The sequence below is a fragment of the Streptomyces sp. NPDC085481 genome, assembly GCF_044541845.1.
In the GTDB taxonomy this organism is placed as follows: Bacteria; Actinomycetota; Actinomycetes; order Streptomycetales; family Streptomycetaceae; genus Streptomyces.
This window is the reverse complement of the sequence record NZ_JBITTJ010000018.1, coordinates 131,450-151,634: the sequence shown is the minus strand read 5'-3', so window position 1 is coordinate 151,634 and position 20,185 is coordinate 131,450. Positions and strand designations below refer to the sequence as shown.

Sequence of the window (20,185 nt, the reverse complement as noted above, 5' to 3'; positions counted from 1 at the left end):
GCGGACGCTTCCTTTGTACTCACCCTCGCGGGCTTTCCTCCGGGCGCTTCCTTCGTTTCCGACTCTATCAGATCTTTCCGATCCGATTTCCTCGGTGCTTTCCGGTCCCTTTTCGCTTTCGCTTTCGGGCCCTTCCGGCGGTTCAGACTTTATCAGAAGTTCTGAGTCTGTTTTCCCGCCTCCCGGTCTCCCTTACCGGCGCACTGCGGCGCTCGGGGGTTCCCGTTCTGGCGGAGCCGTAAACGTACTGGAGCGGGGCGCCTCGATGCAAATCGAGGCGCCCCGCTCCTGGTTGGTGCCGGTCCGTCAGACCTCCACGACCACCGGGAGGATCATCGGGCGGCGGCGGTAGGTGTCCGAGACCCACTTGCCGACCGTGCGGCGGATCAGCTGCTGAACCTGGTGCGGCTCGATCACGCCGTCCTGAGCGGACTTGTTCAGGGCCTGGTCGATCTTCGGGAGCACCGCGTCGAAGGCGGAGTCCTCGATGCCGGAGCCGCGGGCGTGGACGTTCGGGCCGCCCACGATCTTGCCGGACGTGGAGTCCACGACCACGAAGACCGAGATGATGCCCTCCTCGCCGAGGATGCGGCGGTCCTTGAGGGAGGCCTCGGTGACGTCGCCGACCGAGAGGCCGTCGACGTACACGTAGCCCGCCTGGACCTTGCCGGTGATGCGGGCGCGGCCGTCGACCAGGTCGACGACGACGCCGTCCTCGGCGATGACGATGTGGTCCTTGGGGACGCCCGTCATCGCGCCGAGCTCGGCGTTGGCACGCAGGTGGCGCCATTCGCCGTGCACCGGCATGAGGTTCTTCGGCTTGCAGATGTTGTAGAAGTACAGCAGCTCGCCGGCCGAGGCGTGGCCCGAGACGTGAACCTTGGCGTTGCCCTTGTGGACGACGTTGGCGCCCCAGCGGGTCAGGCCGTTGATCACGCGGTAGACCGCGTTCTCGTTGCCCGGGATGAGCGAGGACGCCAGGATCACGGTGTCGCCGGGGACGATCCGGATCTGGTGGTCGCGGTTGGCCATCCGGGACAGGGCGGCCATGGGCTCGCCCTGGGAACCGGTGCAGACCAGCACGACCTCGTCGTCAGGGAGGTCGTCGAGGGTCTTCACGTCCACCACCAGGCCGGCCGGGACCCGCAGGTAGCCGAGGTCGCGGGCGATGCCCATGTTGCGGACCATGGAGCGGCCGACGAAGGCGACCCTGCGGCCGTACTCGTGGGCGGCGTCCAGGATCTGCTGGATGCGGTGCACGTGGCTGGCGAAGCTGGCCACGATGATGCGCTTCTGGGCGTTCGCGAACACGTTGCGCAGGACGTTGGAGATGTCCCGCTCGTGCGGAGTGAAGCCCGGGACCTCGGCGTTCGTGGAGTCGGTGAGGAGGAGGTCGATGCCCTCCTCGCTCAGCCGCGCGAACGCGTGCAGGTCGGTGAGGCGGTTGTCCAGCGGCAGCTGGTCCATCTTGAAGTCGCCGGTGTGGACGACCATGCCCGCGGGGGTGCGGATGGCGACCGCCAGGGCGTCGGGGATGGAGTGGTTGACCGCGATGAACTCGCAGTCGAACGGGCCGAGCCGCTCGCGGTGCCCCTCGGCCACCTCGAGGGTGTAGGGACGGATGCGGTGCTCCTGGAGCTTGGCCTCGATGAGCGCGAGGGTGAGCTTGGAGCCGATGAGCGGGATGTCCGGCTTGAGCCGGAGCAGGTACGGCACGCCACCGATGTGGTCCTCGTGGCCGTGGGTCAGGACGATGCCCTCGATGTCGTCGAGGCGGTCCTGGAGGGTCGTGAAGTCGGGCAGGATCAGATCGACGCCCGGCTGCTCCTCTTCGGGGAAGAGGACGCCGCAGTCGACGATCAGAAGACGGCCGTCGAATTCGAAGACCGTCATGTTCCGGCCGATTTCGCCGAGCCCGCCGAGCGGGGTGACGCGCAGGCCGCCCTTGGGCAGCTTCGGCGGGGCGCCGAGTTCGGGATGCGGATGGCTCAAAGTCTCTCCTCACCACACGCGCCACGTACCGGCTCGGGCACGTGGCGCGCATGACATTCGTGCACTTGCTGTTGTTTTCAGTTACGGCTGTTCAGTTGTGAAGTCGGATGATCAGAGCTGTACCCCGCCGGCGGCGAGGTCGAGCTTCAGCGTGGCGGTCTCCTCGTCGGAGAGCTCCACGAGCGGCAGGCGCAGGGGGCCGGCCGGGAGGCCCTGGAGGGCGAGGGCGGCCTTGGTGGTGATGACGCCCTGGGTGCGGAACATGCCCGTGAAGACGGGAAGCAGCCGCTGGTGGATCTCGGTGGCCTTCTGGACGTCGCCGGCCAGGTGGGCCTCGAGCAGGGCGCGGAGTTCCGGGGTGACGACGTGGCTGACGACGGAGACGAAGCCGCAGGCGCCCACGGAGAGCAGCGGCAGGTTGAGCATGTCGTCGCCGGAGTACCAGGCGAGGCCGCTTCGGGCGATGGCCCAGCTGGCGCGGCCGAGGTCGCCCTTGGCGTCCTTGTTGGCCACGATCCGGGGGTGCTCGGCGAGGCGGACGATCGTCTCGGTGTCGATCGGGACGCCGCTGCGGCCGGGGATGTCGTAGAGCATCACCGGGAGCTCGGTGGCGTCGGCGATGGCCGAGAAGTGCCGGTACAGGCCCTCCTGCGGGGGCTTGTTGTAGTACGGCGTGACGGCGAGCAGGCCGTGTGCGCCGTCGCGCTCGGCTGCGCGGGCGAGCTCGAGCGTGTGGTGGGTGTCGTTGGTGCCGATGCCGGCGACGACGTGGGCTCGGTCGCCCACGGCCTCCAGTACGGCCCGTACGAGCTGCGATTTCTCCGCGTCGGTGGTGGTCGGGGACTCGCCGGTGGTGCCGTTGACCACCAGACCGTCGTTGCCGGCGTCCACGAGGTGGGCGGCGAGTCGCTGGGCACCGTCGAGGTCGAGTGCGCCGTCCGCCGTGAAGGGCGTGACCATGGCGGTGAGGACCCTCCCGAAGGGGGTCTGCGGAGTGGAGATCGGAGCCATGGGTAACACGCTACTCGCTGCTCAGCGCCGGGGGTCCCCTCGGGGGACGTGTGAAAGGGAGCCCGGCACTGCCTGCTCGGGGGTTCAAGCAGTGCCGGGTCCGTTTGATCAGCCTAGATGAACTTCGTGAAACGTCGCAATACGGACACTTCGCGGGAGAAGTTCGTACTTATGTGCCCTATGGGGCCACACGGCCGTTCTTGTTGAAGGCCGCATGGGTGAGCGGCATCAGCCGCGCCCAGTGCTCTTCCATCTTCTCGCCCACCATCTCGATCTCCCGCTGGGGGAAGGACGGGACCGCGGCGAGCTCGTGCTGGGTGCGCAGGCCGAGGAAGTGCATCAGGGAGCGCGCGTTGCACGTGGCGTACATCGAGGAGAACAGACCCACCGGCAGGACCGAACGGGCGACCTCGCGGGCGACGCCGGCGGCCAGCATCTCCTGGTAGGTGGCGTACGCCTGGCGGTACGAGTCCTCCATCGTGCGGCTGACCAGCTCGTGCTGCTCCTGGCTGCCCTCGGTGAAGACGTACTTGCCCGGGCGGCCTTCCTGGACCAGCTTGCGGGAGGTGTCCGGCACGTAGAAGACGGGCTGGAGCTCCCTGTAGCGGCCCGACTCCTCGTTGTACGACCAGCCGACCCGGTGTCGCATGAACTCGCGGAACACGAAGATCGGGGCGCTGATGAAGAAGGTCATCGAGTTGTGCTCGAAGGGGCTGCCGTGGCGGTCGCGCATCAGGTAGTTGATGAGGCCCTTGGACCGCTCGGGGTCCTTCTGCAGCTCTTCGAGGGACTGCTCGCCCGCCGTGGACACGCGTGCCGCCCAGAGGACGTCGGAGTCGGTGGCCGCGCTCCTCACCAGGTCGACGGTGACGTCGCTCCGGATGTCGATCTTGACGCTCTCTGCGGGGGTGTCGGTCACCGGCAGTCCTTCCAGTCGGGCAGTTGCAGTCGTCCACTCTAACGACGTCCTACTGGAGGATGAGATTCGGCCGCTTTGATGAAAAAACGGCACCAAAGCGCAGGTTCGATCGTCTGTACCTGTGACCACCACGAGCACCACCGAGTCCCAGGAGAGTGACCCTGATGTTGCGCCGGCGAGAGGCCGTCCCGTTCGCGTTCGTCGCGGAGTCCGACCGCTTCCGCAGTAACGTCACTCCACCGCCTCGGGAGCGCCTCACGCCCTCCCAGATCCTGGGCCGTACGCTGATCGGACTGACCGTCGTGGCCGGCCTGGTCGGGTCGCTGCTCTTCGGTATGCCGTCGCTCCAGTCGGGGGACGCGAGCGGTCACCGGCAGCAGTCGGAGGCTTCCGACACGCGCTGAGGTAGCCTCACCGGGCACAGCCCCCGAACGTGCTTGTGAGTGAGGACCTGTCGTGCCCCTGCCCTTTCTGACGGCCGACCGTGCTTTCGACGCGAACGAAGACATCGCGCTGCCGTTCGACGACCACGACCAGTGGCGTCGTCCGTACCGGCCCGGGCCGTGGCGGGTGGGGATGGCGGCGCTCCTGCTGCTGCCCGCCTCGTTCGTGCTGCTCGCCGCCGTCATCATCGCGGCGGCCGGCTCGGCCGGCGGGGCCGGGTTCACCTTCGGCTTCGCCGCGCTGATCATCCTCGCCGCCTTGCGCCTGCTGCGCATGGGCGTGTGGGTGAGCCGGGCCGGGCTGCGGCAGGTGTCCTTCTTCTCCACGCGGACCACGCCGTGGCGCCAGGTGGCCGCCGTGCGCACCGCGCAGCAGCCGGTGCGCTGGCTGGGACTGCCCCGTACGGTCCAGGGCCAGGCCCTCGTCCTCGTACGGCAGGGCGGTGAGCAGGCTCTGCTGCTCACCGACCACAACGCCGACTTCCTCTCCCGCGTCGAGGCCTTCGACCGCGCCGCGGACATGGTCGAGGCCTGGAACGCGGAGTACGCGGCCGAGGCTCACTAGGGCCCGTCCGGCCCCGAGTCCGCCGGACAGGCCCCGGGGCCCTACGCCGCCTGGTGGAGGGTGATGGCCCGCTGCATCGCCTTGCGGGCCCTCGGAGTGTCGCGGGCGTCGTGGTAGGCCACCGCGAGCCGGAACCAGCAGCGCCAGTCGTCCGGGGTGTCCTCCGTCTCGGCCTTCCTGCGGGCGAACACCTCGTCCGCCGAGTCCCGGTCGATCCGGCCGCCGGCCGTGCGCCGCAGCTCGTCCTCGGGCAGTCCGCCCTCGGCCTCCAGCTCGCGGGCCAGCCGGTTCGCCTGCCGCGCGAAGCGGGTGTTCTTCCACAGGAACCAACCACCGACCAGCGGCAGCAGGAACGCCACCGCGCCCATGCCCATCGCGGCCGGCTCACCGGTCAGCAGGAGCAGCACGCCCTCCATCCCCACCACGCCGAAGACGAGGACGAGGACGGTGGCGAGGAAGACGTACGTGATCTTTCCGCCCATGGCCGTCAGCCCAGGTCCAGGAAGTGCTCAAGGCCGAAGGTGAGGCCCGGGGCGGAGACCACGCGGCGGGCGCCGAGCAGGATGCCCGGCATGAAGCTGGAGTGGTGCAGCGAGTCGTGGCGCACGGTGAGGGTCTCGCCCTCGCCGCCGAGCAGCACCTCCTGGTGGGCCAGCAGGCCCCGCAGGCGTACGGCGTGGACCGGGACGCCGTCCACGTCCGCGCCGCGCGCCCCGTCCAGGGCGGTCGCGGTCGCGTCCGGCTGGGCGCCGAGCCCGGCCTCCGCGCGGGCGGCGGCGATCAGCTGGGCGGTGCGGGTGGCGGTGCCCGAGGGGGCGTCCACCTTGTTCGGGTGGTGCAGCTCGACGACCTCGACGGACTCGAAGTACGGCGCCGCGATCTGCGCGAACTTCATGGTGAGGACCGCGCCGATGGAGAAGTTCGGGGCGATCAGCACGCCGGTCCGGGGGGAGGCGGCGAGCCAGCCCTGCAGCTGCGCGAGGCGCTCCTCGGTCCAGCCGGTGGTCCCGACGACCGCGTGGATGCCGTGGCGCACGCAGAAGTCGAGGTTCTCCATGACCGAGGCGGGGGTGGTCAGCTCGACGACGACCTGGGCGTCCGACTCGACGAGGGACTCCAGCTTGTCGCCGCGGCCGAGGGCCGCGACCAGTTCCATGTCCTCGGCGGCCCCGACGGCCTTGACCGCCTCGGAGCCGATGCGGCCCTGGGCTCCGAGGACCGCCACGCGCAGCTTGCTCATTGCTTCGTCTTCCTTACGGATCGGGGTCAGGAGACCGCTTGGTGGAGGCGGTCCGCCTGCTTGTCCTTCAGCGGGCCGATCACCGAGAGCGAGGGCCGCTGCTCCAGTACATCGCGGGCCACTTCCCGTACGTCGTCGGGGGTGACGGCGGCGATCCGGGCCAGCATGTCGTCGACCGACATCTGGGTGCCCCAGCACAGCTCGCTCTTGCCGATGCGGTTCATCAGCGCACCGGTGTCCTCCAGACCGAGGACGGTCGAGCCGGAGAGCTGGCCGATGGCGCGGGCGATCTCGTCGTCGGTGAGTCCGTCGGAGGCGACCTTGTCGAGCTCGTCCCGGCAGATCCGCAGCACGTCGTGGATCTGGCTGGGGCGGCAGCCCGCGTACACGCCGAAGAGGCCGCAGTCGGCGAAGCCGGACGTGTACGAGTACACGCTGTAGGCGAGGCCGCGCTTCTCCCGGACCTCCTGGAAGAGGCGGGAGGACATGCCGCCGCCGAGCGCGGTGTTCAGCACGCCGAGCGCCCAGCGGCGCTCGTCGGTGCGGGCCAGGCCCGGCATGCCGAGGACCACGTGGGCCTGCTCGGTCTTGCGGTTCAGCAGCTCGACACGGCCCGCGGCGCGCAGGGTGCGGTGCCCGTCGCGCGGGGCGACCGGGAGCGCGTCCGTACGGCTGAGGGCGCCGGCCTTCTCGAAGGCGCGGCGGACCTGGCGTACGACCGTGGCGTGGTCGACGTTGCCGGCGGCCGCGACGACCAGGTGGGTCGGGTCGTAGTGCTTCTTGTAGAAGCGGGCGATCTGGCCCCGGGTGAGCGCGTTGATCGTGTCGACGGTGCCGAGGACCGGGCGGCCCAGCGGGGTGTCGCCGAACATGGTCTGCGCGAACAGCTCGTGCACCACGTCGCCGGGGTCGTCCTCGGTCATCGCGATCTCCTCGAGGATGACGCCGCGTTCGGCGTCCACGTCGGAGTCGAGGATGAGCGAGCCGGTGAGCATGTCGCAGACGACGTCGATCGCCAGCGGCAGGTCGGTGTCGAGGACCCGGGCGTAGTAGCAGGTGTACTCCTTCGCCGTGAAGGCGTTCATCTCGCCGCCGACCGCGTCGATCGCGGCGGAGATGTCGAGGGCGGACCGCTTGTGGGTGCCCTTGAAGAGGAGGTGCTCCAGGTAGTGGGTGGCGCCGTTCAGGCTCGGGGTCTCGTCCCGGGAGCCGACGTGCGCCCAGATGCCGAAGGTGGCGGAGCGCACCGAGGGCAGGGTCTCGGTGACGATGCGGAGGCCGCCGGGGAGGGTCGTACGGCGGACCGTGCCGATGCCGTCCTTGCCGGGGAGAAGCGTTTGGGTACGGGCGACGGCCCGCCCCTCCGAAGAGGGGCGGGCCGTCACGCGGGGACTGCGGGACGTCACTTGGCGGCGTCGTCCTTGTTCTCGTCGGCAGCGGCGTCCTCGTCCGCGATCACGGGGATCAGGGACAGCTTGCCTCGCTGGTCGATCTCGGCGATCTCGACCTGGACCTTGGCGCCGACCGGCAGCACGTCCTCGACGTTCTCCACGCGCTTGCCACCGGCGAGCTTGCGGATCTGCGAGATGTGCAGCAGGCCGTCCTTGCCCGGGAGCAGGGAGACGAAGGCACCGAAGGTGGTGGTCTTGACGACCGTACCCAGGTAGCGCTCGCCGACCTCCGGCATGGTCGGGTTGGCGATGCCGTTGATCGTGGCGCGGGCGGCCTCGGCCGCCGGGCCGTCGGCGGCACCGATGTAGATGGTGCCGTCGTCCTCGATCGTGATCTCGGCGCCGGTGTCCTCCTGGATCTGGTTGATCATCTTGCCCTTGGGGCCGATGACCTCGCCGATCTTGTCCACGGGGATCTTCACGGTGATGATCCGCGGGGCGTTGGGGGACATCTCGTCCGGCGTGTCGATCGCTTCCATCATCACGTCGAGGATGTGGAGGCGGGCGTCGCGGGCCTGCTTGAGGGCCGCGGCCAGGACGGAGGCCGGGATGCCGTCCAGCTTGGTGTCGAGCTGGAGGGCGGTGACGAACTCCTTCGTACCGGCGACCTTGAAGTCCATGTCGCCGAAGGCGTCCTCCGCACCGAGGATGTCGGTGAGGGCGACGTAGTGCGTCTCGCCGTCGATCTCCTGGGAGATCAGGCCCATCGCGATACCGGCGACGGGGGCCTTCAGCGGCACACCAGCGTTCAGCAGCGACATGGTGGAGGCGCAGACCGAGCCCATGGACGTCGAACCGTTGGAGCCGAGGGCCTCGGACACCTGGCGGATCGCGTACGGGAACTCCTCGCGGGTCGGCAGGACCGGCACGATCGCGCGCTCGGCGAGCGCGCCGTGGCCGATCTCGCGGCGCTTCGGCGAACCGACGCGGCCGGTCTCACCGACGGAGTACGGCGGGAAGTTGTAGTTGTGCATGTAGCGCTTGCGGGTCACCGGGGAGAGGGTGTCCAGCTGCTGCTCCATGCGGAGCATGTTGAGGGTGGTGACGCCCAGGATCTGGGTCTCGCCACGCTCGAACAGCGCCGAGCCGTGCACGCGCGGGATGGCCTCGACCTCGGCGGCGAGGGTACGGATGTCCGTGATCCCGCGGCCGTCGATGCGGACCTTGTCCTTGATGACGCGCTCGCGCACCAGGGCCTTGGTCAGGCTGCGGTAGGCGGCGGAGATCTCCTTCTCGCGGCCCTCGAAGGCCGGGAGGAGCTTCTCGGCGGCGATCTCCTTGACGCGGTCGAGCTCGGCCTCGCGGTCCTGCTTGCCCGCGATGGTCAGCGCCTGCGCGAGCTCGCCGCGGACGGCCTGCTCCAGGGCGGCGTAGACGTCCTGCTCGTAGTCCAGGAAGACCGGGAACTCGCCCTCGGGCTTCGCGGCCTTGGCGGCCAGGTCGGCCTGGGCCTTGCAGAGGACCTTGATGAACGGCTTCGCGGCCTCGAGGCCCGCGGCGACGATCTCCTCGGTCGGCGCCTCGGCGCCGCCCTTGACGAGGGCGATGGTCTTCTCGGTGGCCTCGGCCTCGACCATCATGATCGCGACGTCGCCGTCCTCCAGGACGCGGCCCGCGACGACCATGTCGAAGACGGCGTCCTCGAGCTCGGTGTGCGTCGGGAACGCGACCCACTGGCCCTTGATCAGAGCGACGCGGACGCCGCCGATCGGGCCGGAGAAGGGCAGGCCGGCCAGCTGGGTGGACGCGGACGCGGCGTTGATCGCGATCACGTCGTACAGGTGGTCGGGGTTGAGCGCCATGACCGTGGCGACGACCTGGATCTCGTTGCGCAGGCCCTTCTTGAAGGACGGGCGCAGCGGGCGGTCGATCAGGCGGCAGGTGAGGATCGCGTCCTCGGAGGGGCGGCCCTCACGGCGGAAGAAGGATCCGGGGATCTTTCCGGCCGAGTACATGCGCTCCTCGACGTCCACCGTCAGGGGGAAGAAGTCGAGCTGGTCCTTCGGCTTCTTCGAGGCGGTGGTCGCGGACAGCACCATGGTGTCGTCGTCGAGGTAGGCGACGGCGGAGCCGGCGGCCTGGCGGGCCAGGCGGCCCGTCTCGAAGCGGATGGTGCGGGTGCCGAAGGTGCCGTTGTCGATGACGGCCTCGGCGTAGTGGGTCTCGTTCTCCACTAGCGGTTTCTCCTACGTGTTCGTCTTTGCGTCCACGGCCCGTGTGGCCGGGACGGTGTCGACGGAGGCGGAGAAGCGCGCCTTGGGTGCGGGCCGGTCTTCGATCGAAGCTCCCGGGTCTCTTGCCCGGGGGCCACTACCGAGGACCGGCGGCGGCGAGCAGGCGGCTCCTCGCTCTTCGTCTGTGCAATTGTGCGGTGCGGTTGTGCGACCAGCCTAAGGTCCGGTGCGCACCTTTCGCACGTACAGCAAAGGGAGCGGCCCCCTGAAAGTGGGAACCGCTCCCTTCACGGCGTCCTTACTTGGCGCCGCCGGCCGCACCGCGGCGGATGCCGAGGCGGTCGACCAGGGCACGGAAGCGCTGGATGTCCTTCTTGGCCAGGTACTGCAGCAGGCGGCGGCGCTGGCCGACCAGGATCAGCAGACCACGGCGGGAGTGGTGGTCGTGCTTGTGGGTCTTGAGGTGCTCGGTCAGGTCCGAGATGCGGCGGGACAGCATCGCGACCTGGACCTCGGGGGAGCCGGTGTCGCCCTCCTTGGTGCCGAACTCGGCCATGATCTGCTTCTTGACAGCGGCGTCGAGAGCCACGCGGATCTCCTCTTGGTGTTCGTGCGCCCACGAGTGCCCCTGGTCTTGATCTCAGGGGAAGCTTCCGTGACTCGGGAGCGAAGGTCCGATGAGCGCTGCTCCCCGAGGCTTCGAAGGCTTCCGGGAGCGCGTACACAAACGGCCGTCACACAGCGTACCAGCTCGGCGGTGGAGCCGTTCGAGTGACCCGTGGCTCGTGAGGACGACGTCAGCTGGTCAGGGACCGGGCCGCCATGAAGATATCCAGGACCGCGAGGCAGAGCGGGACCAGGGCGAGCAGGACGAGGCCCTCGGTGAGGTCGAGCAGTCGGCCCCAGAACGGCGAGAGGCCCTTCCTGGGGATGATCAGGCCGATCGCGGTGACCAGGGCGGCGCCGGCCGCGACGGCCGCGGTCAGCCAGATCGTACGGATGTCCAGGCCGCCGCGGTCGCCGTACATCACGAGGTCCTTGACCAGGTCGACCGGCGGGTTCAGGGAGAGGCCGAGGACGAGCAGCGCGATGGCGGCGAGGCCGGCGACCAGGACGCAGGCGACCTGCGAGGTGTAGCGGAAGAGCCGGGCGCGCAGCAGCATCGCGAGGCCGGCGGTCAGGGCGAGGAGCTGTCCCCACACGTTTCCGGCGAAGCCGAGGACCGCGCAGGAGCCGACGACGACGGCCGCGCAGCCGCCGACCAGGCCGAGCAGCATCTCGTGGCCGCGGCGGGCCTGCAGCGCGATGCGCTCGCCGTCGACGGGCTGGGCCTCCGCCTGGACCGGCTGGTGCGGGTCGGCGTGGAACTCGTCCTCGGTGGCGCTGCGCGGGGAGGCGTAGCCGATGGGCAGCCGGGCGAAGCGGGCCGAGAGGCCGGGCAGGAACGCGACCAGGCCGATGGCGACCGGCACGCAGACGGCCGCGGTCTCGGTCGCCGAGGCCTCGGTGAGGACCGCCACGAAGGTGGCGAGGGTGCCGACGGTGGCCAGGAAGGTCGCGGCGACGAAGGGGGCGTCGCCGCTCGGGGTGAGCGCGACCAGGGTGACGGCGGCGACCAGGACGGTGATGCAGCCCAGCAGGAACTGGAGCCGGCCGGGGCCCTGCCCCGCGTCGGCGGCGATGATGCCGGAGCCGGCGATGAGCAGCAGCGGCAGGGCGCCGAGGCCCAGGGCGACGGCGGTGGCCCGGTCCCCGTACACCCGGGCGCGGACGCCGGCGAAGGCGGTGAGCAGGACGCCGGCCGCGCCCGCGATGACGCCGGGCAGGCTGTGCATGTCGTGGCGCAGCGGGTCGGCGAACCAGAGCACGAAGCCCATGAGGACGAGCAGCAGCACGCCGCCGACGAGGCCGGCGCCGCGCAGCAGGTCGTCGCTCCACAGGTGCCGGTCGCGGGTGACGGCGGAGGCGACGGCGTCGGAGACGTCGTCGAAGACGGCGGGCGGCAGGGACTGCGCGAAGGGGCGCAGCGAGAGCACCTCGCCGTCGAGGACCTGCTGGGCGGCCAGCGTGCGGGCGCCGTCGAGGACGGAGCCGTCGCGGCGTACGAGGTGGTAGCCGGTGGGGGCGCCGGCCGGCTGGGTCTGTCCGGTGAGCCGCAGGATCTCCGGGTAGACGTCGGCGACGGCGATGTCCTCGGGGAGTGCGACGTCGATGCGACTGTCCGGCGCCACGACGGTGACTCGGCAGAAGCCGGTCGCTGCGGTCGTACTCACGTTTCTGGACCCCCTGATTCGCGGTTGCGCACGGTGCGGCGCCACCCTACCGGGGACCGGCCAGGGTGGCTGCAAGTAGGATCCTGCACTCACGGGGGAAGTTCGCATCGCACCCGGCCGACGGGGCGCCGGTGCGGGAACTCCCTCCACGAGCCCGCCCGTAACGAGGGATTGATGCGCCGGTGAGCCAGATCGTCGTCAAACGACCGCCGAGGTCGCTTCCGCCGGAAGTACCCGGTGAGGAACTGGTCCTGGAGTCCCCGCCGGAACTGCCGCGGGGGCAGCAGGAGTCCGCGTTGATGCAGCTCCTTCCGATGCTCGGCATGGGCTCGTCCGTGGTCTTCTTCTTCATGACGCCCTCTCCGATCATGCGGATCATGGGCATCCTGATGCTCGCGTCGACGGTCGCCATGGCCATCGCCCAGTTCGTCAGATTCCGCCGTGGTACGCAGGGGCAAATGGCCGATGTCCGGCGGGACTACCTCAAATACCTCGCCCAGACGCGCCGTACGGTACGGCGCACGGCGCGCAGGCAGCGCGACGCGCAGCTGTATCTGCACCCGGCGCCCGAGCAGTTGTGGTCGGTGGTCGCCGAGGGCTCGCGGGTCTGGGAGCGGCGGGTCGGCGACCACGACTTCGCGCAGGCCCGGATGGGGCTCGGCGCACAGCAGTTGGCGACTCCGCTGGTGGCGCCGGACACGGCGCCGGTGGACGAGCTGGAGCCGCTGTGTGCGGGTGCGATGCAGCAGTTCCTGGCGGTGCACGGCACGTTGGACGGGCTGCCGATGGCGGTCTCGATGCGGGCCTTCTACCACGTGACGGTCTCCGGTGACCCGGAGTCGGCGCAGTCCGCGGCGCGCGGTCTGGTGGCCCAACTGGTCACCCTGCACTCCCCCGACGACCTGATGCTGGCCGTGGTGGCGGCGCGCGGTGCCCAGGAGCGCTGGGACTGGACGAAGTGGCTGCCGCACACGCAGGTGCCGGGCAGCGTCGACGGGGCCGGTACGAAGCGGCTGTTCGGCGACGACCTGGGCGAGCTGGAGCAGCTGATCCGCTCGCGCCTGGACGGCCGGCCGCGGTTCAGCCGGGACAACCAGCCGGTCCTGGACCAGCCGCACGTGGTCGTGATCCTGGACGGCGGGATGGTGCCGCCGGACTCGCTGTTCGCGGCGGCCGAGGGCCTGCAGGGCGTGACCATCGTCGAGGTTGTCTCCGGTGAGCTCGACGAGCCGCGCGGCGGGCTGTCCGTGGTCGTACGGCCGGGTCGGCTGCGTCTGGAGTCGGGCGGCGGTTTCGCCTACGAGGGCGTGCCGGACGTGATGTCGCTGCCGGCCGCGGAGGCGCTGGCCCGGCAGCTGGCCCCGCTGCGGATGGGCGGCGGGGACGACGACGAGCCGCTGCTCGCCAACCTGGACTTCACGGATCTGCTGAACCTGGGCGACGCGGCCTCGGTGGACGTGGCCCGCACCTGGCGGCCCCGGTCGGTCGCGGAGCGGCTGCGGGTGCCGATCGGTGTCGGCGAGGACGGCCAGCCGGTCATGCTCGACCTGAAGGAGGCCGCGCAGGAGGGCATGGGCCCGCACGGTCTGTGTGTGGGTGCGACGGGTTCCGGAAAGTCGGAGCTGCTGCGCACGCTGGTGCTCGGTCTGGCGGTGACGCACTCCTCGGAGACGCTGAACTTCGTCCTCGCGGACTTCAAGGGCGGCGCGACCTTCGCGGGCATGTCGCAGATGCCGCACGTGGCGGCCGTCATCACCAACCTGGCGGACGACCTGACGCTGGTCGACCGCATGGGCGACGCGATCCGCGGTGAGCTCCAGCGGCGCCAGGAGCTGCTGCGTTCGGCGGGCAACTACGCCAACATCCACGACTACGAGAAGGCGAGGGCGGCGGGCGCTCCGCTGGAGCCGCTGGCCTCGCTCGTCCTGGTCATCGACGAGTTCTCGGAACTCCTGACGGCCAAGCCGGACTTCATCGACATGTTCATCCAGATCGGCCGCATCGGCCGTTCGCTGGGTGTGCACCTGCTGCTCGCCTCGCAGCGCCTCGAGGAGGGCAAGCTGCGCGGTCTGGACACCTACCTGTCGTACCGGATCGGTCTGCGGACCTTCTCGGCGGCCGAGTCGCGCACGGCGATCGGTGTGCCGGACGCGTACCACCTGCCGTCGGTGCCGGGTTCGGGCTACCTGAAGTTCGGTACGGAGGAGATGACCCGCTTCAAGGCGGCGTACGTCTCGGGCACGTACCGTACGGGCGGTCCGCGCCTGGAGGCCGGGCAGCTGCCGATCGAGCGGCGGCCTGCGCTGTTCACGGCGACGCAGGTGCCGGTGGTGTACGCGGCGCCGGACCCGGCGTATCTGACGGCGCAGCGCGCCGAGGACGACGACGCGCTCGCGGACACGGTGCTCGACGTGATCGTGCGCCGCCTGGAGGGGCAGGGCGTCCCGGCCCACCAGGTGTGGCTGCCGCCGCTCGACCAGGCGCCGACGCTCGACCATCTCCTTCCGGGGCTCGCGCAGACCGCGGACCGGGGGCTCACGGCGACGGAGTACACCCGCCCGGGCGGGCTCACGGTGCCGCTGGGTCTCATCGACAAGCCGTTCGAGCAGCGGCGCGAGGTGCTGTACCGGGACTTCTCCGGTGCGGCCGGCCACATGATGGTGGTCGGCGGTCCGCAGTCCGGGAAGTCGACGCTGATGCGGACGCTGGTCTCGTCGTTCGCGCTGACCCACACGCCGGCGGAGGTGCAGTTCTACTGCCTGGACTTCGGTGGTGGCGGTATGTCGGCGCTGGCCGACCTGCCGCACGTGGGCGGGGTGGCCTCGCGTCTCGACCCGGAGCGGGTGCGGCGTACGGTCGCCGAGGTGATGGGGGTGCTGAACCGGCGGGAGGAGTTCTTCCGTTCGCACAACATCGACTCCATCACCACCTACCGGCGCAAGCGGGCGGCCGGCGAGCTGCCCGGCGAGGCCTGGGGTGACGTGTTCCTGGTCGTGGACGGCTGGGGCGGCTTCCGCAACGACTACGACATGCTGGAGCCGGTCGTCTCGGACATCGCGGCGCGCGGTCTGGGCTACGGCATCCACGTGGTCATCACCGCGGCCCGCTACATGGAGGTCCGGGCGGCGCTGAAGGACCAGATGCTGGGGCGTCTCGAGCTGCGGCTCGGTGACGTCATGGACTCGGAGTTCGACCGCAAGGTCGCGGCGAACGTGCCGACGGGTGTGCCCGGGCGCGGCCAGGTGCCGGAGAAGCTGCACTTCATGGGCGCTCTGCCGCGGATCGACGGGTCGAGCTCGGCGGCGGACCTCTCGGACGGCACGGCCGCCTTCGTGCAGGCCGTGAAGGCCGCCTGGCCGGGCGCACCGGCCCCGGCCGTACGGCTGCTGCCGCGCCGGCTGCCGGCGGAGCAGCTGCCGAAGGGCTTCGAGTACCCGCAGCACGGCATCGCGATCGGCATCGACGAGACCAACCTGGAGCCGGTGTTCATCGACTTCGAGACGGACCCGTTCCTCCTGGTCTTCGGCGAGAGCGAGTCCGGCAAGACGGCGCTGCTGCGGCTGATCGCCAAGCAGCTGTGCGAGCGCTACACCCCGGAGCAGGCCCGGATCGTGGTCGGCGACTACCGGCGCACGATGCTGGAGGCGGTGGCGCCCTCGCACCTGCTCGAGTACGCGCCGATGGCCTCGGCCATGCAGATGCACATGGACGCCATCAACACGGTGATGACCAAGCGCGCCCCGAAGCCCGACATCACGCCGCAGCAGTTGCGCGACCGCAGCTGGTGGTCGGGCCCGCAGCTCTTCGTCCTGATCGACGACTTCGAGCTGGTCGCCACCAACTCGGGCAACCCGCTTCAGGTCCTGGTGGAGAACCTGCCGTTCGCCCGCGACGTCGGCATCCGCTTCATCGTGGCCCGCAACGCGGCGGGCGCCTCGCGCGCGATGTACGAGCCGTTCATGCAGCGGGCGAGGGAGCTCGGCGCCCAGGGCGTGGTCCTCTCCGGCGACCCGGGTGAGGGCGACATCCTCGGCAGCGTCCGCGCCAGGCCGATGCCTCCGGGCCGCGCCACCTTCGTCTCCCGCAAGCGCGGCACACCTCTGGTGCAGCTGGGCTGGCTGCCGGACCGGGTGTGAGGGCGGCCATGGGATCGGGATTCGACGAGGTGTGGGGCGAGGTACGGGCCGAGGCGACCGAGCGGGTCGTGAAGGGCGCGGCCGCGCCGCAGGGGCCGGGCTCCGCCGGGCTGAGTGCCGCCGGGGAGGGCCACAGCGGGCCGGGTCACGCCGGGCCGGGCTTCGCCGGGCCGGTGGACGACATGTCCGCGCAGGCCGTGTGGGAGGCCCGGGAGGCCGTGCTCGAACGGCTCGCGGACTTCCGCTCGCGGGCCGCGCTGGTGCCGCTGGACTCGGCCGGCGGCCTGTGGACCGCGGACTTCGGCGGCGTGGGCTGGATCTGTGCCTTCAGCGACGAGGCCGCGCTGGCCCGGTTCGCCGAGTCGCGGGGCGAGGAGTCGGTGGAGTGGCCGTACCGCAGGGTGCTGGGCTCCCGGCTGCTCGACGAGGTGGTGCCGGCGGTCGGCTTCCCCTGCGGGGTGGCGCTGGACGCCGGCAGCCCCGGCGGGGCGATGTTCCCGCCGGTGAAGGGAATCGTGCCGGACCGGGCGGCGCTCGACGCCGACGAGAACCGGGCCGGCGGACACGGGGGTGAGAGGTCATGACGGACGATCCGGATCTGGCCGCCTCGAAGGAGGCGCTGAACCAGATCGCGACGGGGCTCACCGGAGTCCTGGGCGAGCTCAAGGAGCTCGGCATGGTCGGCGAGGCCAGCATGGGACGCGGCTTCTCCGACCTGCAGCTGACGGGTATGGAGACCGGCCACGACGGGCTGAGCAGCACGCTGAAGACGTACTGCCAGCGCTGGGAGTGGGGCGTGCGCTCGCTCGTACAGAAGGGCAACGTCTACGCGGAGCTCGTCGGCCTGTCCGCGGGCGTCTTCCACGAGCAGGAGCAGTACATCGGGGGCGCGTTCAAGGTCCTGACGAACGCGGGGATGGGCAATCCGTACGCCTCCGAGGACGAGATCACCAAGAAGGACTGGGGAGAGGTCCTCTCCAGCAACACCTTCACGCACATCCGGGACGCCGACTACAGCTCGGAGTCCTTCGACCGGGCCCGCGACAACAGCCTCCAGGCGTGGAAGAACACCGCCTGGGACGTCTCCGACTCCCCCATGGTCGCCACGAACGGGATCATCGACGCCGCCGGGCTGCGCGACGAGTACGACGAGGGCCTCACCGGGGCGCTCGGGCCGCGGCCCGGGAAGCAGCAGGAGGGTGAGCGCTGATGGTGAGCCTCGGAGGGCTCGGCGACCTCGTCAGCGGCGGCAAGCACCTCGTCGACAAGGGACTCGAAGTCGTCGAGGACGGCATCGACGCGGGCAAGAAGGTCATCGGCACCGGCATCGACAAGGGCACCGACATCATCGGTGAGGGCCTGGACCGGGTCGGCGCCGAGGGCCTCGCCGACAAGGTGACCGACTGGGGCGACGACACCGCGTCCGGGCTCGGCGCGCGGGTCGGCGAGCAGCAGCTGGGCCAGACCGAGGAGGCGAACGAGCTCGTCCACGGCAAGCCCGACCGCATCCGCGAGACGGCGAAGCACCTGTCCGACTTCCACGCGGCCTTCGACCGGGTCGGGCAGGGCCTGCGCGGGCTGGACTCCGCGCAGTGGAAGGGCCAGACGGGCGACGCCTTCCGCGACAAGCTGGGCATGCAGCCCACCCAGTGGCTGCACGCGGCCGGCGCCTGCGAGTCGGCGGCCGCCGCGCTCTCGCGGTACGCCGAGACGGTCACCTGGGCGCAGGGGCAGGCCAAGGAGGCGATCGCCCTCTACAAGCGCGGCAAGGAGTCCCACGACAAGGCGGCCGCCGCGCACAAGAGGGACGTCGAGGCCTACAAGGCCGCCGAGCGCGAGGGCCGCGACCCCGGCCCCCGGCCGGCCGACTTCTCCGACCCGGGCGAGGCGGACCGGCAGCACGCGCAGGACCTGCTGAGCGAGGCCCGTCGGCAGCGCGACGAGGCGGGCTCGGCGGCCCAGAAGGCCGTCGACGCGGCGATGGCCCACGCGCCGCAGGAGCCGCCGCCGACGAACCGCCTCGCGGCCACGGCGATGGACGGGTACGGGGCGCTCAACGTCGAGCTCACCCATGTGGTGGGCGGCGTGATCAAGGGCACCGCGGGCCTGCTCAACTTCGTCCGCGGGCTCAACCCGCTCGATCCGTACAACCTGACGCACCCGGCCGAGTACATGCAGAACGTCAACATGACGCTGGCCGGCGTGGTCTCCACCGCGGCCCACCCGGAACGCATCCCGGGCGCCCTCATCGACTCCTTCAAGGGGGACCCGAGCGAGGGCCTCGGCCGGCTGATTCCGGAACTGATCGGCACGAAGGGCTTCGGCGGGGTCAGGACCGGTGCGCGGGTCGCCCTCAAGGAGGGCGCCGAGGAGGCTCTGGAGAACGCGGTCCGCAAGGGGGCCGACGACATCCCGACGCAGCGGGTGCCGGATCCCCCGGCCCACCCGCCGGCGATCCCCGACCGGCTCGGGGCGGCGGCCGACCGGTCCGTGGACGTGTCGAAGCTGCCGGACAACATCGAGTGGCGGACCTCCAACGAGCCGCTGTACCGCAACGACGCCCGCGGTCCTGACGAGATCTTCCGCGACGGCTTCAAGCCGTGGAACAACCACAACACGGATCTCGACGGCTACGTCAAGAACAACGACCAGTCGGTGTACGTGGGGACCACCCGCGACCCGAACCTGCCGTGGCACAAGCAGTACGTCTACGACATCGACGCCCCCGGCGGCGTCGACGTCAACAAGTCGGTCCTGGACAACCCGTACCGGCACGAGCAGGAGATCGCGTTCCCCGGCGGCGTGCGCAGCGAGAACATCAAGGGCGCCTGGGAGAAGCTGCCCGACGGCACGAGCGTGTACCACGACAACCCGAACTACAACCCGCACGCCGCCGTGTCGGGCGCGGCTCCTCCCCCGCCGCCCGCACCGCTGCTGCCCCCTGGATGGACCCAATGAGCGAGAGGCTGCTCGGCAGCAGGAACGACGTCGTCGCCGTGCGCGGCGACGAGCAGGTGCGGTGCGCCGTGCGCTGGTGGATGACGGGTGAACCGGCTCGGCCGTACGGCGTCGAGGCGGCCGGTCCCTGGGGGTCCGTGCACGTCCTGGAGCGGGACCTGTGGACCGCGCTGAGGGACGTGCGCAAGGGTCTCGAGACCCGGGGCTGGCTGCTCGCGATCGCCGGGGCGCGGGGGGACGTCCGGCAGAGCGGCAAGCTGGCGAGCAGCGGCACCGACCAGGCCTACGTCCTGGTGCCGGGCGAGCCGGTCGATCCGCACCGGATGGTGGGGCTCTTCGAGGACGCTCCCGTCGCGGACGCCCTGACGGTCGAGGCCCAGGACGCGGCGTACGACCGCATCCTGAAGACCCCGCAGAAGCCGCAGGAGCAGCCGCCGGCCCCCGCGCAGCCCCGGGGTCCGCAGGATCCGCCGCTGCCGCCGCCCCCGTACGCGCCCGGCACCTGGCTGTACTCGATCGACCCGATGTACGACCCGAACGGCAACGTGCCGCCGTTCGCGGTGATGGGGGCCTGGCCGGTGGACGGTGCCGGGAACCCCGGCGCCTTCCAGCGGAACCCGAACTACCGGCCCTCGCCGGTCGGTCTGGGCCTGCCGCGCCCCACCGACCCGGTGGACGCGGCCGTGCAGCTCGCGGCGACCGGGCACGGGCCCGAGGAGGCGGTGGCGGCCGCGCTGGCGGAGGCGACCGTGTACGTGCCCGACGAGGGGACGGCGGACGTCGCCCTGTACGAGGACGCCGAGGGGCGGTTCGTGCCGGTGCTCACGCATCCCAGTCACGCGCCGGCCACGGTGCCGGGGCTGCGGGCCGTCACCGGGGCGCAGTTGGCGCAGTTGCTGCCCGGGGATCTGGTGCTCAAGGTGAACCCGGGCGGGCCCGTCTCCGTACGGGTTCCGGTTTCCGACGTGCGCGCCCGGACCGGTCGGTAGGGTGGCCGGCAGGCTCGTTCACAGCACTGATCAG

Annotated in this window: 16 protein-coding genes; 7 read left to right on the top strand and 9 right to left on the bottom strand. The window is 70.8% G+C overall.

The genetic code is table 11. From position 1 onward, the window contains the following. Positions 1 to 306: 306 nt before the first annotated feature. The 3 genes from ACIGEZ_RS30670 to thyX form a co-directional block, all read right to left on the bottom strand. Complete coding sequence (locus tag ACIGEZ_RS30670; RefSeq protein WP_399837518.1) at positions 307 to 1,992, bottom strand: ribonuclease J; 1,686 nt, start codon at positions 1,990 to 1,992, stop codon at positions 307 to 309. A 111-nt stretch (positions 1,993 to 2,103) separates the two neighbouring features. Beyond that, entirely contained in the window at positions 2,104 to 3,003 is a 900-nt protein-coding gene (gene dapA / locus ACIGEZ_RS30665) for a 4-hydroxy-tetrahydrodipicolinate synthase (RefSeq protein WP_399837515.1), read from the bottom strand. A 178-nt stretch (positions 3,004 to 3,181) separates the two neighbouring features. Further along, a complete protein-coding gene (thyX, locus tag ACIGEZ_RS30660; protein ID WP_399837512.1) occupies positions 3,182 to 3,922 on the bottom strand; it encodes an FAD-dependent thymidylate synthase in 741 nt (246 codons plus the stop codon). A gap of 164 nt (positions 3,923 to 4,086) precedes the next feature. Between thyX and ACIGEZ_RS30655 the strand changes: the two genes are divergently transcribed. Together ACIGEZ_RS30655 and ACIGEZ_RS30650 are read left to right on the top strand one after the other, a co-directional pair. After that, on the top strand, positions 4,087 to 4,326 hold the full coding sequence (locus ACIGEZ_RS30655) for a hypothetical protein (RefSeq protein ID WP_399837510.1): 240 nt from the start codon (positions 4,087 to 4,089) through the stop codon (positions 4,324 to 4,326). 52 nt (positions 4,327 to 4,378) lie between these two features. Next, entirely contained in the window at positions 4,379 to 4,930 is a 552-nt protein-coding gene (locus tag ACIGEZ_RS30650) for a hypothetical protein (protein ID WP_399837507.1), read from the top strand. A 41-nt stretch (positions 4,931 to 4,971) separates the two neighbouring features. Here ACIGEZ_RS30650 and ACIGEZ_RS30645 read toward each other — a convergent pair whose 3' ends face one another. From ACIGEZ_RS30645 to eccD, 6 genes are all read right to left on the bottom strand, one after another. Continuing rightward, positions 4,972 to 5,412: a hypothetical protein gene (locus ACIGEZ_RS30645; protein ID WP_399837505.1), complete on the bottom strand. Its 441-nt coding sequence runs from the start codon at positions 5,410 to 5,412 to the stop codon at positions 4,972 to 4,974. Between the two features lie 5 nt (positions 5,413 to 5,417). After that, the gene (dapB, locus tag ACIGEZ_RS30640) at positions 5,418 to 6,170 is read right to left on the bottom strand and encodes a 4-hydroxy-tetrahydrodipicolinate reductase (protein ID WP_399837502.1); all 753 of its coding nucleotides are present in this window, start codon (positions 6,168 to 6,170) and stop codon (positions 5,418 to 5,420) included. Between the two features lie 26 nt (positions 6,171 to 6,196). Continuing rightward, positions 6,197 to 7,576: a M16 family metallopeptidase gene (locus ACIGEZ_RS30635; RefSeq protein WP_399837499.1), complete on the bottom strand. Its 1,380-nt coding sequence runs from the start codon at positions 7,574 to 7,576 to the stop codon at positions 6,197 to 6,199. After that, entirely contained in the window at positions 7,573 to 9,795 is a 2,223-nt protein-coding gene (locus ACIGEZ_RS30630; RefSeq protein WP_399837496.1) for a polyribonucleotide nucleotidyltransferase, read from the bottom strand. Before ACIGEZ_RS30630 ends, ACIGEZ_RS30635 begins: the two co-directional genes overlap by 4 nt. Before the next feature lie 298 nt (positions 9,796 to 10,093). Next, on the bottom strand, positions 10,094 to 10,384 hold the full coding sequence (rpsO, locus tag ACIGEZ_RS30625) for a 30S ribosomal protein S15 (protein WP_132918941.1): 291 nt from the start codon (positions 10,382 to 10,384) through the stop codon (positions 10,094 to 10,096). A gap of 208 nt (positions 10,385 to 10,592) precedes the next feature. Then, the gene (gene eccD, locus ACIGEZ_RS30620; protein WP_399837493.1) at positions 10,593 to 12,068 is read right to left on the bottom strand and encodes a type VII secretion integral membrane protein EccD; all 1,476 of its coding nucleotides are present in this window, start codon (positions 12,066 to 12,068) and stop codon (positions 10,593 to 10,595) included. Between the two features lie 182 nt (positions 12,069 to 12,250). On the opposite strand from eccD, the gene eccCa reads away from it, so the two are divergent. The 5 genes from eccCa to ACIGEZ_RS30595 are packed head-to-tail and all read left to right on the top strand — an operon-like array spanning position 12,251 to position 20,151. Continuing rightward, positions 12,251 to 16,204: a type VII secretion protein EccCa gene (gene eccCa, locus ACIGEZ_RS30615; RefSeq protein WP_399837490.1), complete on the top strand. Its 3,954-nt coding sequence runs from the start codon at positions 12,251 to 12,253 to the stop codon at positions 16,202 to 16,204. 8 nt (positions 16,205 to 16,212) lie between these two features. Then, positions 16,213 to 16,788: a hypothetical protein gene (locus tag ACIGEZ_RS30610; RefSeq protein WP_399837489.1), complete on the top strand. Its 576-nt coding sequence runs from the start codon at positions 16,213 to 16,215 to the stop codon at positions 16,786 to 16,788. After that, the gene (locus ACIGEZ_RS30605) at positions 16,785 to 17,414 is read left to right on the top strand and encodes a hypothetical protein (RefSeq protein ID WP_399837487.1); all 630 of its coding nucleotides are present in this window, start codon (positions 16,785 to 16,787) and stop codon (positions 17,412 to 17,414) included. Before ACIGEZ_RS30610 ends, ACIGEZ_RS30605 begins: the two co-directional genes overlap by 4 nt. Then, the gene (locus tag ACIGEZ_RS30600) at positions 17,414 to 19,162 is read left to right on the top strand and encodes a putative T7SS-secreted protein (protein WP_399837484.1); all 1,749 of its coding nucleotides are present in this window, start codon (positions 17,414 to 17,416) and stop codon (positions 19,160 to 19,162) included. The genes ACIGEZ_RS30605 and ACIGEZ_RS30600 overlap by 1 nt, the downstream gene beginning before the upstream one ends. Beyond that, positions 19,159 to 20,151, top strand: a complete 993-nt coding sequence (locus ACIGEZ_RS30595; RefSeq protein ID WP_399837481.1) for a type VII secretion system-associated protein — start codon at positions 19,159 to 19,161, stop codon at positions 20,149 to 20,151. Before ACIGEZ_RS30600 ends, ACIGEZ_RS30595 begins: the two co-directional genes overlap by 4 nt. Positions 20,152 to 20,185 lie beyond the last annotated feature (34 nt).